15 protein-coding genes are annotated in these 19,378 nt (G+C 47.6%); 4 read left to right on the forward strand and 11 right to left on the reverse strand.

Annotated elements, in window-relative coordinates:
• Nucleotides 1-10: 10 nt before the first annotated feature.
• Entirely contained in the window at nt 11-700 is a 690-nt protein-coding gene (locus HCJ96_RS08340) for a DUF2982 domain-containing protein (RefSeq protein ID WP_169210584.1), read from the forward strand.
• A 12-nt stretch (nt 701-712) separates the two neighbouring features.
• On the opposite strand, the gene HCJ96_RS08345 is transcribed toward HCJ96_RS08340, so the two are convergent.
• Complete coding sequence (locus HCJ96_RS08345) at nt 713-3,871, reverse strand: hybrid sensor histidine kinase/response regulator (RefSeq protein WP_169210585.1); 3,159 nt, start codon at nt 3,869-3,871, stop codon at nt 713-715.
• A 182-nt stretch (nt 3,872-4,053) separates the two neighbouring features.
• On the opposite strand from HCJ96_RS08345, the gene parC reads away from it, so the two are divergent.
• From parC to HCJ96_RS08360, 3 genes are read left to right on the forward strand one after another with little or no spacing between them, the layout of a single operon-like run.
• Nucleotides 4,054-6,372 (forward strand): DNA topoisomerase IV subunit A, encoded by a 2,319-nt coding sequence (gene parC, locus HCJ96_RS08350; RefSeq protein WP_169210586.1) that lies wholly within the window; start codon nt 4,054-4,056, stop codon nt 6,370-6,372.
• 59 nt (nt 6,373-6,431) lie between these two features.
• Complete coding sequence (locus HCJ96_RS08355) at nt 6,432-6,971, forward strand: heme NO-binding domain-containing protein (RefSeq protein ID WP_169210587.1); 540 nt, start codon at nt 6,432-6,434, stop codon at nt 6,969-6,971.
• Nucleotides 6,971-9,112 (forward strand): EAL domain-containing protein, encoded by a 2,142-nt coding sequence (locus HCJ96_RS08360; protein WP_169210588.1) that lies wholly within the window; start codon nt 6,971-6,973, stop codon nt 9,110-9,112. Before HCJ96_RS08355 ends, HCJ96_RS08360 begins: the two co-directional genes overlap by 1 nt.
• 141 nt (nt 9,113-9,253) lie before the next feature.
• Here the strand turns inward: HCJ96_RS08360 and HCJ96_RS08365 are convergent, their stop codons facing one another.
• From HCJ96_RS08365 to rpe, 10 genes are all read right to left on the reverse strand, one after another.
• Nucleotides 9,254-9,961, reverse strand: a complete 708-nt coding sequence (locus tag HCJ96_RS08365; protein ID WP_169210589.1) for an aspartate/glutamate racemase family protein — start codon at nt 9,959-9,961, stop codon at nt 9,254-9,256.
• Complete coding sequence (locus tag HCJ96_RS08370; protein WP_169210590.1) at nt 9,958-10,578, reverse strand: FMN-binding negative transcriptional regulator; 621 nt, start codon at nt 10,576-10,578, stop codon at nt 9,958-9,960. Before HCJ96_RS08370 ends, HCJ96_RS08365 begins: the two co-directional genes overlap by 4 nt.
• Before the next feature lie 102 nt (nt 10,579-10,680).
• Entirely contained in the window at nt 10,681-11,487 is an 807-nt protein-coding gene (locus HCJ96_RS08375; protein ID WP_169210591.1) for a DUF1338 domain-containing protein, read from the reverse strand.
• A gap of 23 nt (nt 11,488-11,510) precedes the next feature.
• Nucleotides 11,511-12,980 carry a succinylglutamate-semialdehyde dehydrogenase gene (gene astD, locus HCJ96_RS08380; RefSeq protein WP_169210592.1) on the reverse strand — a complete coding sequence of 490 codons (1,470 nt, stop codon included), beginning with the start codon at nt 12,978-12,980 and terminating at the stop codon, nt 11,511-11,513.
• A gap of 14 nt (nt 12,981-12,994) precedes the next feature.
• Nucleotides 12,995-14,029 carry an arginine N-succinyltransferase gene (gene astA, locus HCJ96_RS08385; RefSeq protein WP_169210593.1) on the reverse strand — a complete coding sequence of 345 codons (1,035 nt, stop codon included), beginning with the start codon at nt 14,027-14,029 and terminating at the stop codon, nt 12,995-12,997.
• A 25-nt stretch (nt 14,030-14,054) separates the two neighbouring features.
• Nucleotides 14,055-15,263, reverse strand: a complete 1,209-nt coding sequence (locus HCJ96_RS08390; protein WP_169210594.1) for an aspartate aminotransferase family protein — start codon at nt 15,261-15,263, stop codon at nt 14,055-14,057.
• A gap of 373 nt (nt 15,264-15,636) precedes the next feature.
• On the reverse strand, nt 15,637-16,821 hold the full coding sequence (locus HCJ96_RS08395) for an HDOD domain-containing protein (RefSeq protein ID WP_169210595.1): 1,185 nt from the start codon (nt 16,819-16,821) through the stop codon (nt 15,637-15,639).
• A gap of 109 nt (nt 16,822-16,930) precedes the next feature.
• Nucleotides 16,931-17,512, reverse strand: a complete 582-nt coding sequence (locus tag HCJ96_RS08400; protein WP_169210596.1) for a glutamine amidotransferase-related protein — start codon at nt 17,510-17,512, stop codon at nt 16,931-16,933.
• A gap of 23 nt (nt 17,513-17,535) precedes the next feature.
• Complete coding sequence (gene trpS / locus HCJ96_RS08405) at nt 17,536-18,546, reverse strand: tryptophan--tRNA ligase (protein ID WP_169210597.1); 1,011 nt, start codon at nt 18,544-18,546, stop codon at nt 17,536-17,538.
• Between the two features lie 39 nt (nt 18,547-18,585).
• Nucleotides 18,586-19,263: a ribulose-phosphate 3-epimerase gene (gene rpe / locus HCJ96_RS08410; RefSeq protein ID WP_169210598.1), complete on the reverse strand. Its 678-nt coding sequence runs from the start codon at nt 19,261-19,263 to the stop codon at nt 18,586-18,588.
• Between the last annotated feature and the right edge of the window lie 115 nt (nt 19,264-19,378).

Genomic DNA, 19,378 nt, shown 5'->3' on the forward strand with positions numbered 1-19,378 from the left:
GTGTATTTTTATGTCTTTAAATGAGCAGGATGTGATCAATATTAAAGCCAGCTCTAAACGTAATGGTCTGGTTACTGTTTTTCTGGGTATTGCTGGCCTGGGTTTGTCCATACTCTGGCTTTCCTTCATGCCGGATGCCCTGTTTCTGGCTGGAATTTTTCTGACCAGCGCCGCTATTGTAACCCTGTTAATTGGCTGGTTTAAACTACGTGAACCTGAATTCAGTCTGGCGATTACCCCCTTCGAAGTTCGCTATTTTCATCGTTTAGGTCAGTGGCAACTCAACTGGGAAAATGTGCAGCGCGTTGACTGTCCCCGGATAAGGCGTGGCATCGAGCACCAGGAACTCGAAGCGGTGGGGTTTAAATTGAAAGATTACTCGCCATTTTTGCGTGATATCTCTCCCCGCTTAGCGACGCATATTTTAATGGAACAGCGTCCATTACTCATGCAACAGGATGAAGATAATTGTCAAACCGGTATGTGTTACGCAAATGACATGTTTGATGATAAACCGTTCAATCTGGAAAGTGGGGAGCAATTAACTGGCGTTAAGGCGATGTTGGCCAATAGAATGTCACAATTGCGCCAACGGCTGGGATTCGATGTTTACATATCAACCGCTGATTTGGACCGCTCTGCGGTTGAGTTCGCCGCACTACTCAAACAATGTCAGCAGTCGCGCGCTTCGCGAACCTGACCATCGATATGCTTATATCTGATAAAAAATATGCTCACTCTTTAGCTTCTCAAGCTTATTTGCTCCGTCAATTTGCACGCAGGCCGCTTCATTTATGAAATCTGTCATCAGGGCGTCGACTACCCGGTACTGCTTTAACTTTAATGCGCTTTCAATTTGCTTGGTTAAATCCTGCAATTTTGGTGTGCCGGTATAACAGCACGCACCATGAAGGCGATGTATTTCAGCGCCCAGGTCAGCAAACTCGTTGTTATCCCAGGTGTCGTTGATGATACGCAGAGACTCAGGCAGCATCTTAATAAAATCATCCAGCAACTCCATTGAAACGGCAGGATTTTGATTGGAACGTTTTAACGCAAGCTGCCAATCAATCGAAGGCAACTGCGGCGTGGGCGTTTCAATATTACGACACCAACGCTGGATCAGGTCCACCAAACTGTCTATTTCAATGGGCTTTGGTAAATAATCATCCATGCCCGATGCCAGCAAGCGCTCCTGTTCTTCCTTAAAGGCGTGGGCAGTTACCGCGATGATAGGGGTGCCCAGATTCAAAGCCGACTTGCGAATTAGCTTAGTAGCTTGTAAGCCATCCATGCCAGGCATTTGAACGTCCATAAGAATCAAGTCAAACTCATGCGTCTGACAGCGGTTGACCGCATCCTGCCCACTCATGGTGGTGGTCAGCACCACGGGTGAATTGTTTAGCCAAGTGTGCAGAAGCTTTAAGTTCATATCCATATCATCAACCGCAAGAATACGGGCACCGGGTAAATTGGCTATTTTGTTTTGTTTGGGATCCCGGTAGGGATCGGTTTTTTGGTACAGTAAACTATCCAGTTTGGTGAGTGTCAGTGGCATTTGAAGCTGAGTATGGAAATATTGCGTCAAGCCTGGGTAGTGATTAAAGGGTTCGGCGCCTGAATACCAGAGTATTCTTTTTTGTGCAGGATATTGAATAATTTCGCTTAGATAACTATCGCGCTTGCTGGATTTACTTATCGGTAACACGGCAAATAAATAGTCCGGATTGGTTCGTGGCAGGCGTTTTAAATAGTTCACCGATTCCACCGAAGTAACCTGCGCCCCCAGATAACGTAATATTGAAGCACTGGCATGGCGAGTTTCAGGTACCGGATCGATCAGAACTATGTTTTTACCGGTCCATTCAGATGAGTGGGTCAGGGAAAACTTCTGGCTCAACTGGTTCATCCGTAAGGTGACGGCAAATTTGCTGCCTTGACCCGGGGAGCTTTTTAAGTGCAAGGTTCCACGCATTAGTCTGACCAGCTCCCGGCAGATAACCAGACCAAGCCCGGTACCCTGATAATTGCGATTGAGTGAGTCATCGACCTGCGAGAACGCGGTAAACAGCTTTTTCTTATCATGACGGCTGATACCAATACCCGTATCTTCAACGCCTATCTCTATTTCATAGATACCATGGGGAAGTGAGCGACCCCGTGCCGATAACGTAATTGTGCCATGGTTGGTAAATTTGAGCGCATTGCTCAGTAAATTGTTTAACACCTGCTTGATGCGGAACATATCGCCGATAAGTTTTTCCGGGAGTGGGGCGAGTTCGTATACAAATTCCAACTGTTTGGCATGCGCGGACTTGGCCATCAGAGTAACCATTTCCTCCAGCAACAGGTTTGGCGAAAAGGGCTGGCTATTAATTGACAGCTTTCCAGCTTCTATTTTTGAAAAGTCGAGCACATCATTAACTATCGTCAGCAAGCTCTCAGCAGCAGTGCTGACGATTCTTGCCTGCTCTTGCTGTTCATTGGGTAAGGGCGAGTGATGCAATTCGCGACTGAAGCCCAGAATTGCGTTTAACGGGGTGCGAATTTCGTGACTCATATTAGCCAGAAACTGCGATTTCACGTTACTTGCTTTAATCGCATCTTTACGCGCAATATCTAACCTGGCGTTTTGCTCTTCGATTAACTCCATGTTGTTGCGCAAATCGTCAGTGGCTTGTTCAACTTCAGCTTCCAGCTGGCTACGACTTTTTTCCATTAATGCAATCGAAAACAAGCCTGCTTCCAGAAACACCCCAACTTGAAAGCAGTAGGTGGTAAAAGTATTAGACGGTAACACACCAATCAGGCTTACCATGCCAATAACGGCTCCCGTAGCCAGCATTCCCCAGGCAAAGATGAAATAACGGGCCGGTTTGAAATGATTCATGAACGCTTCGAAGCCTGCATATATGTAGCAGAGAATCGCAACGATACCGACACCATAAACCGTATTGTTTTTCCACACGTGGGGCAGCACATCGATGGCACACACCACGCCCAGTAAACCTTGTATAACGATTAGCGACAGTACAGCGGGGTGTGCGGTGGGGGCGTGTTTTTTTGTTTCCAAAAAGAACAAGGCAAACAGCCCGGAACTGATGCCAATTATGATAAAAATCAATTCAGTATGCGAAACTATCCAGGGTGAGATCCCATCACTGGCAAGCAGTTGGATATGGCCGCCCCATACAAACTGCCAGAGCAATACAGCGGTAATATAGCCCACATAAGCCAGTAACGCAGGCTCGCGCGCACCAAAATAAAGCACCAGATTGTAAACGGCAAGTATCACCAGACCACCATAGAACAAGCCCCATAATAAGCTGTCTAGCTGCATATTGAAGCTGTGAATCGGCTCAGGTGTCACCACCAGGGGCACAATCAGGCTGGAAGAGTGACTCTCCACTCGGATATAAAGTTCGGTTGGCGTCGCATCCGGCAGTGAGCTTCTCAAGGTGGGAATGCGAAAGCGTTGTGCATTCTGCAGTTTCCCTTGAAAGCTTTGTTGTACCACTTGACCATTGATGACCAGATAAAAATCGACTTTATCTAACTGACTGAAATTAATTGAGAAAACCCAGCGAGTTTCATCACTGACATTGGAAAAGCGGCTGACCAGCCACAGCCCATTATTATGAAAACCAAAGTTAGGATTTTTTTCAGTGTGCCATTGAAAACTTTGACGGCGTTCAAGCGCGTCAGAAATGGTGAGTTGCTGCTCTCCTTCGAAATAAAAAGCAAAATTATTGGCTAAGTTGGTTTGTGAATTTGCATCAAACAATTGAATGGTTGACTGCGATTGTACGGTCATTGACCAGAAGGTGACCAGTACCAGCAAAATAAGCTTAACCATTACGAGTGGAGACATTATTTTTATTCTGATTAATTGTTGTGATAGCAAACGTGAGGTCTCTATTAAAACACTGTGCCAGAGTTTTGACAAAAATTTAAGCAATTGAATCAGGCATACGGCCAATATTGCGTTACTTCCCAGTTTGACTCACAATGGCTGCATCGATGTGAAAGGTAGTCCAGCAGAATAATAACACCATGAATGACGAAATTATTGTAAACCGGGACGGCGTAGAGCAGCTGCCACTGCGGCGATTTACCGAAGACGCTTACTTAAATTATTCCATGTACGTGATCATGGACCGCGCCTTACCGAATATAGGTGACGGCTTAAAGCCAGTACAAAGACGCATCATCTATGCAATGTCTGATTTAGGCTTAAGTGCGACGGCGAAATATAAAAAGTCCGCGCGTACTGTCGGTGATGTACTAGGTAAATTTCACCCCCATGGCGACTCGGCTTGTTACGAAGCCATGGTGCTAATGGCACAGCCATTCTCTTACCGCTACCCGCTGGTGGATGGGCAGGGGAACTGGGGGGCACCCGACGATCCCAAGTCTTTCGCTGCCATGCGTTATACCGAAGCGCGACTATCCCGCTTCAGTGAAGTGTTATTGAGTGAGTTGGGCCAGGGCACGGTTGACTGGATGCCCAACTTTGATGGCACCTTGAAGGAACCCAAGGTACTGCCCTCGCGCTTGCCGCATATTTTACTCAATGGCGTAACCGGGATCGCGGTCGGTATGGCGACGGATATTCCGCCCCATAATGTGCGCGAGGTGGCTAATGCCTGTGCAATGTTGCTAGATAACAACAAAGCTGAGCTGAGTGAGCTGATGCAGCATGTGCAAGCGCCGGATTATCCCACCGAAGCAGAAATCATCACGCCCAGAGATGATATTACCAAATTGTACGAAACCGGACGCGGTTCGATAAAAATGCGAGCGGTATACATGCAGGAAAGTGGTGATATTGTCATTACCGCGCTTCCACATCAGGTATCAGGGGCCAAAATTCTTGAACAAATCGCCGCCCAGATGCAAGCGAAGAAGCTTCCTATGGTCAGTGACTTGCGAGACGAATCTGATCATGAAAATCCGACCCGTCTGGTGATTACACCGCGCTCAAACCGGGTTGATACCGCTCAGTTAATGCAGCACCTGTTCGCCACTACAGATTTGGAAAAAAGCTATCGGGTTAACCTGAATATGATTGGTCTGGATGGCCGACCGCAGGTCAAAGATCTGCGGTCAATCCTGACCGAGTGGCTGACATTCCGTCGTGATACCGTTACCCGTCGCTTACAATACCGATTAGATAAAGTGTTGGCGCGCCTGCACATTCTTGAAGGTTTGATGATAGCCTTCCTGAATATCGATGAAGTGATTGAAATTATTCGTCATCACGAGGAACCTAAAGCTGAGTTGATGCGTCGGTTTTCACTCTCTGACCGTCAGGCCGAAGCCATTCTTGAATTGAAGTTGCGCCATTTGGCCAAACTGGAAGAAATGAAAATTCGTGGTGAGCAGGACGAGTTAGAAGAAGAACGCAAGCAACTCGAAACCATTCTGGGCTCTGATCGCCGCCTAAAAACGTTAATTAAGAAAGAAATTCTGAGTGACGCGGAAAAGTACGGCGATGATCGTCGTTCGCCAATCGTTGAGCGCCTAGAAGCCAAAGCCCTGTCTGAAAAAGAGCTGATCCCGTCTGAAGCCGTCACCGTGGTGGTATCTGAAAAAGGATGGGCCCGCTGCGCTAAGGGGCACGACGTTGATCCGGCAGCATTAAGCTATAAAGCCGGCGACGGGTATCTGGCCAGTGCAATCGGTCGAAGTAATCAACCTGCAGTATTTTTAGATAGCTCCGGCAGGGCTTTCTCATGTGATGCACACAGTCTGCCATCGGCCAGAAGTCAGGGTGAACCACTCACTGGCCGCTTTAATATCGTGGGGGGCGAACAATTCTCGCACGTATTAATGGGCAAAGATGACCAGCGCTATTTAATCGCATCTGATGCAGGCTATGGTTTCGTAGGCACATTCAGCGATATGTTGAGTAAAAATAAAGCAGGTAAAGCCTACCTGTCACTTCCTGCTGCGGCGAAAGTTATGACGCCACAACCCGTATTTGACCCAAGTTCTGACTGGTGTTTAACCATTTCTAACGAGGGCCGTATGTTGCTGTTCCCGCTACGAGACCTTCCTAGTTTAGGCAAAGGAAAAGGGAATAAACTGATCAACATTCCCGGTGCAAAAGCACAAAGCCGCGAAGAGTACGTCAAAGTTGCTGCCGTGGTGCCGCAGGGGGCTTCAGTAAAAATAGTGGCAGGTAAACGAAATATGACCTTAACTGCAGCTGATCTGGAACATTACAAAGGCGAACGCGGAAGACGAGGAAACAAGCTTCCCAGAGGTTTACAACGTGTTGATGAGATCGAGGTGGAACGTACCACACAGCATGACCCGTTACCTGAGGAACAAAATTTGGAGGCAAATTCCACAGATAGGCAGGAATAGGCTAACCTGTTAAGAGTGTTACGTTTTTAAATAACTTAAAACTACCTGTCGGGGGAGCCATGCTTGGCATTGTATTCACATCGCTGATTGAGATGCTTGAGGATAACGTTTCCCCTGATTTTGCTGATGAAGTGCTCGAGCAGGCCAACCTGGCGAACGATGGCGCTTTCACTGCGGTGGGTTACTACCCGTTTTCTGAGATGCAAAAATTGCTCTTGGTGCTGGAGCAAAAAACGGGTACGCCGGTAGAACAGCTGCTATATGATTTTGGCTACTATTTATTCGGCAAGCTCGCCGCCAAGCACGGGCAGGTGTTATCTGGCAAAAAAAATATCCTGGATGTATTAAATTGTCTCGACAATGATATTCATGTGCAGGTGCGCAAACTCTATCCCGATGCAGATTTACCCAAATTTTCTGTGTTGTCACGCACAGCGACCGAAATGAAGTTAAGGTACTATTCGACCCGCGAACTGTATACCCTGGCAGAAGGGCTGATGGATGGCGCAGCCAATCATTTTGGCAACAAGATTCAGCGCCAGGTTGTCAAGCTGGATGAAGCCCATACCTATCAGTTCACCATTTTTATGGAGGCCTAGTGTCAGAGCGACCTGATCTGATTAACAAGCTGGCAAGATTAGAAAAGCGCGCCAGCCGTGAGCGTCAGGCGCGTAGCGAAGCAGAAACCTTGCTTACCGATAAAAGTCTGGAGTTATACAACGCATTGCAGTCATCCAGACAGCTGCAGAAAAAGCTGGAATTAGCGCTTTGGGCATCGCAGGAATCGTTTTGGGAGTGGCATGCGCAAAGTGATGAATTTGAACTTAAAAGTTTTGGCTTAGAGCAGGGACAGGAATACCAATGGAAGGGAAGTGCGCTTTCGTTACTACGCTTTGTCCATAAAGATGATATCAGCAGTCTTGAATTTCACTGGACCCTGGCATCGCTTAGCGGCAGTGACAGAATTGAAGTGGCATTTCGCTTCAAGCGCAAAGGTAAATATCAGTGGATGCGTCTGCGGGGGCGCGTATTGGAAAGAAACGAAGAAGGTACTGCGTTGCATATAGTGGGAACTACCCGCGACATCACGCAAGAAAGAAAGGCGGAGCAATCTTTCCAGTTAATGGCGTCGGCATTCTCCAGTTCACGGGAACCCATGCTGGTGCTTTCTGCCGATCTGATGATCAATGAATGTAATACTGCGTTCACACGTTTGATGCGCTTACCTGACAAAAACACTTGTCTTGGTCAGTCGTTGGATACACTTCTGCCTAAGGCCGGCGAACAACTTAAGCAGTTGCAGAATCGCCGTCAGAGCCGATTTGAATGTACATTGAAAACCTTTGACGATCACCTTGTACCCGTTGACTTTTCGATTGCATTGTTTGAGACCCAGTACCAGACCTCCTCCTACTTTATCGCCACCTTGCGCGATATCAGCGAACGCAAATTAAATGAAGACCGATTGCGTCAGATGGCGATGCATGATGACTTAACCGGTCTTAAAAATCGCAACGGGCTGCGGGAGTCCTTAACCCGCTTTGCCACCACCAAACGCAGTTTCATTATGATGTTTATCGATCTTGATGGTTTTAAGCAAATTAATGACGCCGCAGGTCACGAGCAAGGAGACGCCTGCTTAAGGCGAGTCGCTCGCGTGTTGAACACGCGCTTTGGTGACAACAGCATTATTTCACGCTGGGGGGGAGACGAATTTGTGGTGGTGCTCACTGAAATGAGTTTGGATCAGGCAAAAAACGCCGGTGAAGTGCTAATTAAAGATATTGAAGCAGATAAGATTGCCACCACAGACGCTGAACTGAATCTTTCGGCCAGCATCGGCCTGGCAAACTTTCCTTTACACGGCGGCAGCATTGAAAACGTGCTGCAGAATGCCGATGCGGCGATGTATCAGGCTAAAACAACGGGTAAAGGCAAAGTCTATATTTATCAGCAAGGGTTGCTTGAAAGTATGAAAGAACGGGTCAGCATGCTTGCCGACCTGCGTCGTGCCATTGACCATGGCGGTCTAGAATTTCATATTCAGGGGCGCTACAATTTAGACGGCATAGTGCGTGGCGGGGAACTACTGTGCCGTTGGCGTTCTTCAATTTTGGGCACCGTTGCACCCTCGGTATTTATTCCACTGGCAGAATCTCATCAACTGGATAAAGATATTGGTGTGCTCGCATTAGAAGCCGCATGCGATTATATTTCGATGATGGATACGCAGGGAATGATGTTACCCTTATCAGTCAATGTCAGCGCCAATCAGTTGTTAGACAAACAGTTTGCACAGCAGGCGAAGGCGATCTGTGATGAAAACGATGTATCGCCAAATTTGATTGAAATGGAGCTGACCGAATCTATATTTATACGCGACCATCAAAGTGCTATTCGTTCACTGAATGCGCTAAGAGAAGCCGGATTCCGGCTCGCGCTGGATGATTTTGGTTCGGGTTTCTCTTCGTTAAGTTATTTACGCAGCTTCACCTTTGAAGTGGTAAAACTGGATCGCAGCCTGGTGAATGATATTCACAATGACAACAAAGCATTATCATTGCTGCAGGGGATTATCGCCATGCTGCACTCGCTGCAGTTGGATGTGGTGGCGGAGGGGGTTGAATTTGCCGAATACCTGCCGTTACTCAAAGAAGCCAATTGTAATCAGGTTCAAGGATATTACTTCGAAAAACCCATGCCGTACGACCAATTCATTCGCAAACACTATCGCCATTAACAACAAGGGAAAATGGTACCAATGATTGTGGTACTTTTGGCTTTACCACTGTGTGGAAAAAGTCTGCCTCTGGGTGGCAAATGCACCGTGTGACCAGCTACGGTCACTGAATGATGGTTGCAGCCGATGGCGCGCTTCGCATTACGCTTCTGCAAATCCAGCTAGCGCCAAATTTACCGCAGCCTCTGCATGAAGGTAAGCCGTATCATACAAGGGGATAGCGGTGTCGTGTTGAGAAATTAGCAGTCCAATCTCTGTGCAGCCAAGGATAATGCCCTGGGCCCCCTGGCGATGTAATTGCTCAATAACGCGCAAAAATGTCTGTTTGGATTCGTCGACGCATTTACCCACACACAGCTCTTCAAAGATCACTCGATGAACGCGCTTTTGATCTTCTTCTGTCGGTACCAGTACACTCAGACCGAATGTCTGTTCAAGCCGCTTTTTATAAAAGGGTTGTTGCATGGTAAAAGCGGTACCTAACAACCCTGCTGAAGTAATATTGTGCTTTTGTAATTCGGTGCCGGTAGCATCAGCAATATGTAACACGGGAATTGAGATAGCTTGTTGTATCGCAGGTAACACACAATGCATAGTGTTGGTGGCGATCACCAGAAAATCAGCACCAGCGGCTTCTATCTGTTGGGCAGCCTGGGCTAACAATTTCCCGGCCTCATCCCAGTCACCGCGTTGTTGACAGGCAGCAATGGAAGCGAAGTCTACGCTGACCATTACGAGCCGGGCGGAGTGCAAGCCGCCTAACTTTTCCTTTATCAACGAATTGATCAAACGATAATAACTTGCCGTGCTTTCCCAACTCATACCGCCAAGCAAACCAATCGTTCTCATTTTTCGCTTCCTGTACCAATGTTGCGTCTAGCCATATAGGCAGCTAAAACTGTAGCATCATTACGTTGACTTTGCTTCAGGGCGCTAAATACGCCAGCTTGATCGGCCTGGTGTTTATGCTGGCCGAGCTTCTCCCGGGCATCGATATGATCAATCGTAATCGTGAAGCCGATAATACCGTTGAGCAGTTGCTGTTGGTATCCCTCGGGCATGCGCTCACGATCATCCACCAGCTCAGGCTCGTATTGCGTAATCAACTGCTTTACCTGAGATAGAGTGTCCGCTCTGTTTAACGTTCTGATGACACCGTAGCAATGCACTGCACAATAGTTCCAGGTTGGTACCGCGATAGGCGTTGCGTACCAGGTTGGAGAAATGTAGCTGTGCGGACCGGAGAAAATTGCCAGTACCCGCTCACCATCAACGAAGTTACTGTGTGGATTGTCGCGCGCGATATGGCCATACAATACGCCTTTATCGCCTTGGTCAGGTTTTAACAAAAGCGGCAGGTGGGTTGCTTGTAACGACGGCGAAACAAGTGTGGCAAAGCCATATTGCTGAATAAACTGATGAATGGCGTGAGCATCAGCCATTTTCTCCCTGATGGGCACATGCATTTAATTTTATCTCCATCGCTGCGAGTGGGTATAACCGTTCGCCAGTGTCAGCAATTTTGACCTAAGTAGCAATAAAAAAGGCTCCGTCAGGAGCCTCTTAAATTATTTCGAATTGGTGCTTTCGAAGATTTTATCCGCCGATTCGGCGACAAAGCCTTGATACAATTTGCCATTCGGCATCGCGTAGCGCTGGGCAAATTCGTAAAAACAGCTGGGGATCTCCTTCTCTTCATTACCGAACGTCACTACCTGACGGTCCGCCATTATCGACGATTGCGCAAGGTGTACTGCTTCACCGCCCTTAATTTCGCCACCTGCAGTGTTCAATGGAAAGCCAGCATCTTTAAGCAGCGTATTCACCTCTGCCAGGGTATCAATATGTTGCAAGTGATTGACGCTGACGGTGAAGTGATTGGCGCGAAAGCCCCATGCGGCCAGCCAACTTGCGTATTCAGACTCGGCAAGAAGGATTTCGTATTCTTCTTTGCTGAGTTCCCAGTGGCGACCTGAATAAAGGAAGTCTTCGTGTTTTACTGCATCTGCGTCCATTTGGGCCACTAGCTTGTTGATAATCGCCTGTGACTGTTCCGTTAGTTCAGCAACACGAAGCTGACTAATAAATACTTTAGGCTGAGTGCTGTCCGGATGTTCAAAATGACGGGCATCTAACTTCTTCGCTTCGAAGTTGTACGTGCCTTTTTCTTCGTAACCCAAAGCAAGGAAATGGGCAGCTAACTTATCCAGCGACGTTTTGTCCAGGTTAAAAGTACGAAACGCAACGTGGTCATTCACGATTTCACTGCTGTTTTCCTCATCCTTTAACAACGCATGTACTTTATGCGCAGAGGGAGTAATGGCAACGTAATCCTGCCACATGTTGTCGAATAAGGTATTAATATCTTTATGCATTAATAGTGGATCCTGCTGTTGCGTTAGAGTGAAAGGCCAGGGCTGAGCTGACCAGGAAGCGTCACTTTGTCCAATTCAACAGAGGCGACAGGGTAAGCACAGTAGTCAGCAGCATAATAAGCGCTGGCGCGGTGGTTGCCACTCTCGCCGACGCCTCCAAAAGGAGCAGCGCTGCTCGCACCAGTGATAGGGCGATTCCAGTTTACAATCCCTGCACGAATACGGGCAAAGAAGTAACGATAGTCTTCTTCACTGTCGCCAATGAAACCGGCTGACAAGCCAAATCGGGTATCATTTGCCTGGGCGATAGCGGTATCAAAATCGGTATAGCGAATTACCTTCAGCAACGGACCAAAGTGTTCTTCATCAGGCAGTTTATTTACCATACCTGTTACATCGATAATGCCAGGGGTAACAAAACCTTTTGCCGAGTCTTGCTGTGTCATGCGCACCAGCACTTCACCACCCAGTCCTTCAAGCTCATTCTGCGCGCTGACCATCATGCTGGCAGCATTCGCTGAGATCATTGCACCCATGAACGGTTGTTCTTCCGCGTCATAGTCACCCACTTTGATGTTTTTGGTGACCTCAACCAGACGAGACAATAATGCATCACCTTTTTCGCCCGCAGGCACAAACAATTTTCTTGCGCAGGTGCAGCGCTGACCTGAAGTCACGAATGCAGATTGGACAATATCGTGCACCGCCGCGTCGGTATCAGCGACCTCCTTAACAATAAGCGGGTTGTTTCCACCCATTTCAAGGGCGAGAATTTTACCGGGATGGCCAGCAAACTGTTCATGCAGTAATTTACCTGTGCGTGAACTGCCGGTGAAAAACAGACCATCTAGCCCATCGTGACTTGCAAGGGCCTTACCTGTTTCTACTTCGCCCTGCACCAGATTAAGCACACCCGCGGGTAGGCCCGCTTCGTCCCATAGTTTTACCGTTTCCTGCGCCACCATCGGGGTTAAATCGGAAGGTTTGAACACCACCGTGTTGCCCGCTAATAATGCCGGTACAATGTGACCATTAGGCAAGTGGCCAGGGAAGTTATAAGGGCCGAATACCGCGACCACACCATGTGGCTTATGACGAATGAACGCCTGCCCGACTGGCATAGGGTTTTCGACGGTGCCTGTACGCTCATTATAGGCACGTTCTGAAATGCCAATTTTGCCCATCATCGCGCCCACCTCGGTGGCTGTTTCCCACTCTGGTTTGCCCGTTTCTTTCGCAATCACTTTACTTAAATGCGCTTTATTTTTTTCTAACAATTCGCCAAAGCGCTTGATGATGGCAAGGCGGTCCGCCGGGGTTTTCATCGCCCAGGCGACCGACGCTTCGCGAGCGGCTTCGATAGCGGTATTCACCTGACTGGCAGAAGCAGACTTGCCTTCCCAGATAACTTGGTTTTTAGCCGGGTCAATGGATTTAATGTCGTGGCCTTCGCCAGCTAACCACTCACCATTAATATAGTGTGTTGTTTGCATGTAAATTCCTGTATTTAGTCTCTGAATTGCACCGGGGAAAATCGTATAGTGTCCCCTTCCGAGATGTTTAGCATCGCCGCTGTATGCCGCGAAATAGCTACCACCTGTTGCTCATCACTTACCGCGATTTCAGTTGCAACAGCGCGAAAATTCTGTACCGACGTATTTATAATATAGTGCGTTTGGCCTTGAGCTGCCGTCTGATCATCAATGACAACCGGCATTTTCCGGCTGGCCATTGCGGTACGTATGCAGCTTAAATTTGCTTCTACTGTCGGGCCGGCATCAAAAATGTCCACATAACCGCGGCAGCTAAAGCCTTCTTCCTCCAGCATGCGCAACGCTGGGCGCGTTTTCTCATGCACTTTACCGATAACCGCCTGCGCCTTTTCACTTAGTAAATTGACGTAAATGGGGTACTTGGGCATCAACTCTGCAATGAACTCTTTATTGCCAATACCCGACAGGTAGTCGGCAGTGGGGAAGTCTATGGAAAAGAAGTGTTCTTCAAGCCATTCCCAAAAAGGTGAGGCGCCATCTTCGTCGCATACACCGCGCATTTCCGCAATCACGTTTTCGGCAAAGCGTTCACGATGCTCCATCATGAACAAGAAACGCATCTTAGATAACAGGCGACCACTGATTCCACCGCGCGCTCTTTCACGTAAAAACAACGTACAGATTTCAGTGACACCGGTGTAGTCATTACAAAGTGTAAGGAGATCCACGGTATTATGGATTTTCAGCTCACGGGAGGAGTGCACGACCTTTCCCATGTGGTAATGATAAAATGCATCATCAAGACCCACAGCCGATTCAATGCCACTGGTGCCAACAACTTCACCGGTTGCCGTGTCTTCCATTACAAACAGGTAGGACTCGCCACCTGGCTTGTCAGGGGTAGCAGAAAATGCTGTTTCAGCCCTTTTTATTTTGTTTTCCAACAGCTCTTGATTGACAGGTAACGACGTAAAGCCGATACCTGACTCTTCAGCAATCTCGTACAGCGCATCATAATCAGCTGAGGTGATTGGGCGAATAATTTTCATGTCCGCTTACTCGACTTCATTGTGATTAATCAGCATTAACAACAGCAGCTACAGCACGTTCAAAGCGAGCCATACCTTCTCTGATGTCTGCTTCGCTGATAACAAGTGAAGGCGCAAAACGCACTACATTGGCACCCGCTACCAGACACATTAACTTTTCTTTCGTTGCAGCATTTAAGAAGTCACGGGCTTTACCGTGGAATTTTTCATTTAACGCACAACCTAACAGCAATCCTTTACCGCGCACTTCTTCAAAGAAGGGGTATTTTGCGTTGATGTCGTTAAGCAGCGAACGGAACAATGCTTCTTTTTCCAGTACACCCTTAAGCACGGCTTCGTCATTAACAATATCAAGTGCCTTTTCTGCCACTGCACACGCCAGCGGGTTACCCCCATACGTACTACCGTGGGTGCCAGGCTTGAGGGATTCTGCAATTTCAGCGGTTGTTAGCATGGCGCCAATAGGAAAGCCGCCACCCAGCGCTTTCGCTGAGGTTAAGATATCAGGTGTTACGCCCAGACCCATATAGGCATAGAGATGCCCGGTTCTGCCCACACCCGATTGCACTTCATCAAAAATTAACAGGGCATTATGTTTGTCACATAGTGCGCGAACCCCTTTCACGAACTCAGGGTCAGGAGAAATGATACCGCCTTCACCTTGCAGAGGTTCCATCATTACCGCACAGGTTTTATCGGAAATTAGGGCTTCAAATGCTGCCAGGTCGTTATAGTCGCAATGATCAATTGCGCCGGGTTTGGGTCCAAATCCGTCAGAATATGCGGCTTGACCACCCACCGTTACAGTGAAGAAGGTACGACCGTGAAAACCTTTATTAAACGCAATAATCTGGTTTTTATCTTCTCCGAATTTATCCAATGCATAACGACGTGCCAGTTTCAGGGCGGCTTCGTTAGACTCTGCACCTGAGTTAGCGAAATAGACTCGATCAGCGAAGGTCGCGTCGGTCAGCTTTTTCGCTAAACGCATCGCTGGCTCATTTGTAAACACATTACTTAAATGCCAGAGCTTACGACCTTGCTCTTCTAGCGCTTTCACCAGTTCAGGGTGACAGTGACCCAGTACGTTAACAGCAATTCCACCAGAAAAGTCGACGTACTCAGCGCCATCCTGATCCCATACCCGTGATCCTTCGCCACGAACAGGCACCATGCTAGCGGGGTTATAGTTAGGTACCATGACCTCGTCAAAAGTTGCGCGAGTAACGTTCATTTAAATTACCTCTGAGTCTGGCATTCAGGCTTGATTTAAGTGCAAGAAAGAATGCGGAGTTGTTCAAATTGATTGCGCATTATGCCATCAAATTGAATGAAAGTCTTCCTTGGAATATACCTGAACCCCTTTATATTCAAGGGGTTTGATGAAACTTGCAAAATATTTGCATAACTATCTATTTACGTTGTGATGCGTTTTTCAGCTCAGCCTGTGCTGTTGATTTTATGCTGAAAATAACGCTGAAAATGCCAAAAACGATGCTTGCTGAGGGAGGGGCTGAGGGTACTCATCTCCCTGGTAAGCGAAATCTACTTAAAATAACCGCAAAAGTAATCTGCGACAGCGCGCTGAATGATTATCCATAAAATTTTTAGTTCTTTCGCGAAGTGGAAGCATAAGGTGGTGCGGCGACGGCAGTATGGTTGAGAATATCGATAGCGTCAGCGGGAAAGCCAATGCTGAGCAAATGTATTTTTACCATTTTTCTATTGATACAGCGATGCTGCAACAACATTCTTACTTTGGCATATTCTCTGGCCCATTCCAGTACACGGCCCATTGCGGAAGGTTTAGCGTCCGCCAGCGACCGCATATCTTGACTTAATTCCAGTTTGCGCGGTGACAGGTGGCTCAACAGATCAGCGGCAATGCCGTCAGCAAACTCCTGTTGCAAGGCGATTAGGTAATTTGCTGACGGTTGCATATCGCGCAGGATATGGTGCACATCGACGCGCTTTTTTTTCGCCGCTTGCTCCATGAATTCGCCACGGGTCAAATCGAAAAGTCTAAAATACAACTTAATCAGGATACACCGGCCGATCGCATGAATAGCACCCAGCGTATATGCGTTTTCGGCACTTAATTGTTTCAGCGGAGCGATGAGCGAAGCCGATACCGCGGTGGAGACGCCAAAACTGAACAAATGCTCTTTGATTTCCGGGAAGGGATCCGTGGTTTGCGGCAGTGAGCGCTTTAGGATCATATAGGGTACCACCCGCTTCAGGTTTTCCAGACCGAGGTAACTCAGCGCGGTGCGGATTGATTCAACCTGAATACTGTTTCCCAGCGCATCTTTTTTGCGAAACTGCGGCAGATTGACCACCTTCATGAGTTCATAACTTAACCATGGATGGGCAATAATCTGCTCCTCTACCTGACGAAGTGAGGAGCTGTCGAGGTTAAGGATTTCCAGCAGGAATTTGAGGTCGGTGGAAAATCCCAGATTCTGACTGCAGACTTTTTTTAGACTGGTCGCTTTTTTGCGAATTGCAGTAAACAGAAAATTATGGAAATCGTGCAGGACAACACTTTTTAGCGACGCGTCGCTAAGATTTTGCAAAGTTTGATTTTTGATTGCGACTTTTTCAATTGACAGCAATTGGCGTCTGGCATCAGCCTGCTCTGATTCAGCAAAATCGACCTCGCCGGGCTTAGCCTTTCCCGCCATACTTTGCGCACGTTCCAACGAGATCAGCAAATTATCGAAACGATCTTCGACTCCCGTATGTGATAACACATTTTGAATAACTGACTTTTTGCCTAAATCACTATGCATCGTCGCGTGTTCTACTACAACCCTATTGCTATCAGCGGTTTAACGCTCTGATAAAGTTTAGCTTATTTAACCATTTTCGCTTAAGGCGTTGTCTGACGCTGAAGCGTGATCAGCTGGCCAACTGCAGAAAATTGTTCAGCAAGGCATGCCCATGTTCAGTTAAGAGTGATTCTGGATGGAATTGCACTCCCCACACAGGCAGCGAGGTATGAGAAATCGCCATTATTTCATGAATCCCGTCGCTGTTTTCACTCCAGGCATCGACCCGAAGACTGGCTGATAAACTGTCAGGTTGCAACACCAGTGAATGATAGCGCGTTGCGTTAAAGGGTGAAGGTAAGTCTGACATGATACCACTCCCACAATGATGAATCGCCGATACCTTGCCATGCAATATATGTTGAGCGCGCACGACTTTGGCACCAAACACCTGTCCAATTGCCTGGTGTCCCAGGCAGACACCTAGCAGAGGTAGGCGACCCGCAAAATGTTCAATTGCGGCGAGACTGATGCCCGCCTCATTGGGTGTGCATGGGCCGGGTGAAATTACCAGGTGACTGGGTTGAAGTGCTTCTATCTGTGAAAGGGAAAGTTCGTTGTTTCGTACCACTTTCACCGCAACATCAAGCTCTAAGAAATAACGCGCCAGGTTATGAGTAAATGAATCAAAATTATCAATCAACAACAACACGATTGTATTCCTGGCACTTAAAATTAGCGGGTAACGGAGATGAATCCCAATGCTTTATAAACCTTTTCGAGTGTCGTGGTTGCGCGGGCACTGGCTTTTTGTGCGCCTTGCTGCATAACTTCGTCAAGATAAGCCCGGTCATTACGAATTTCGTGGTAACGTTGTTGGATGGGGGTTAACAAACTCACCACGGCTTCAGCAACGTCGCCTTTTAAATGACCGTACATTTTGTCTTCGTATTGCGGGACCAGATCCGAAATTGACTGGCCTGTCGCACATGATAGCAATGACAGTAAATTGGATACCCCAGGCTTTTCTTTGACATCAAAGTAAATTCGCGCCTGTTCATCAGAGTCGGTTACAGCACGTTTAATTTTCTTCGCCAGTTTTTTCGGATCTTCTAATAAGCCAACAAAATTATTGGGGTTGCTGTCAGATTTAGACATCTTCTTTTCCGGTTCTTGCAGGCTCATTACGCGAGCGCCAAATTCAGGAATAAACGGCTCAGGCAATGTGAAGATTTCACCGTATAAGTTATTCATGCGGGTCGCAATATCACGTGTTAGTTCCAGGTGCTGTTTCTGATCTTCACCCACTGGGACCTGATTGGCCTGATACAAAAGGATGTCCGCGGCTTGCAAAACGGGGTAGCTGTATAAGCCAACATTAATATTATTGACGTTGCGCGCCGACTTGTCTTTGAACTGAGTCATGCGGTTAAGCTCACCCATTTGAGCATAACAGTTTAGCACCCAGGCTAATTGTGCGTGCTCTGGCACTTGCGATTGAATGAACAGGGTGCTTTTCTGTGGATTGATACCACACGCCAGGTACAGTGCGAGTCCGTCCAGACAGGCAGAATTGAGCGCTGCGGGCTCCTGGCGAACAGTAATGGCGTGTAAATCGACCAGCATATACAGACAATCATGGTCATCCTGCATAGCAACCCACTGCTTAAGCGCGCCCATATAATTACCGATGGTAAGTTGACCTGAAGGCTGGCAGCCGCTAAGTACAATTGGTTTTTGAGTCATGATGTTTACCTGAAATTCTGCTCGGGGTGGTTAATTCAGTTAGCACGCTTTACTAGCGGCAAGTTCTTTACGCATTTGGTCGATGACGTGTTTGTAATCAGGCTGATTGAAAATGGCTGAACCTGCCACAAACATGTCGGCTCCTGCGTCAGCAATGGCGCGAATATTATCGACTTTTACGCCGCCGTCAATCTCAATTCGGATGTCGCGTCCGCTTTCCCGTACGCGCTGTCGCACTAAACGCAACTTATCCAACGTGGAGTGAATGAAAGACTGGCCGCCAAAACCGGGGTTTACCGACATCACCAGGATGTGATGCAGCCTGTCCATTACGTGATCAAGGTAATGTAGGGGCGTTGCCGGGTTAAATACCAGCCCAGCCTTGCAGCCCTTATCAGCAATAAGTTGTAAGGAGCGGTCAATATGCTCAGACGCTTCCGGATGAAAGCTGATATAAGTTGCCCCGGCATCGGCAAATTGCTCGATTAAATCATTGACCGGCTTCACCATCAGATGAACATCAATTGGCGCAGTAATGCCGTAATCTCTGAGCGCCTGACAAATCATTGGGCCGAACGTAAGATTTGGCACATAATGGTTATCCATGACATCAAAATGAATAATGTCGGCACCGGCAGCCAATACTTTTTCGACATCCTCACCAAGACGGGCGAAATCCGCAGATAATATTGATGGAGCGATGGTAAATGTGGTCACGATTACACCCTTAAAATTTGAAAGGTCAATATGCGATGAGTTTATGCGTAGTGGGAAGTGTAGCGAAAAGCCTTGCCTGAAAAAAGCTTTGCAGACGCCCCATGTTGGTGAAAAC

This window comes from Alteromonas ponticola, assembly GCF_012911815.1.
GTDB lineage: Bacteria > Pseudomonadota > Gammaproteobacteria > Enterobacterales > Alteromonadaceae > Alteromonas > Alteromonas ponticola.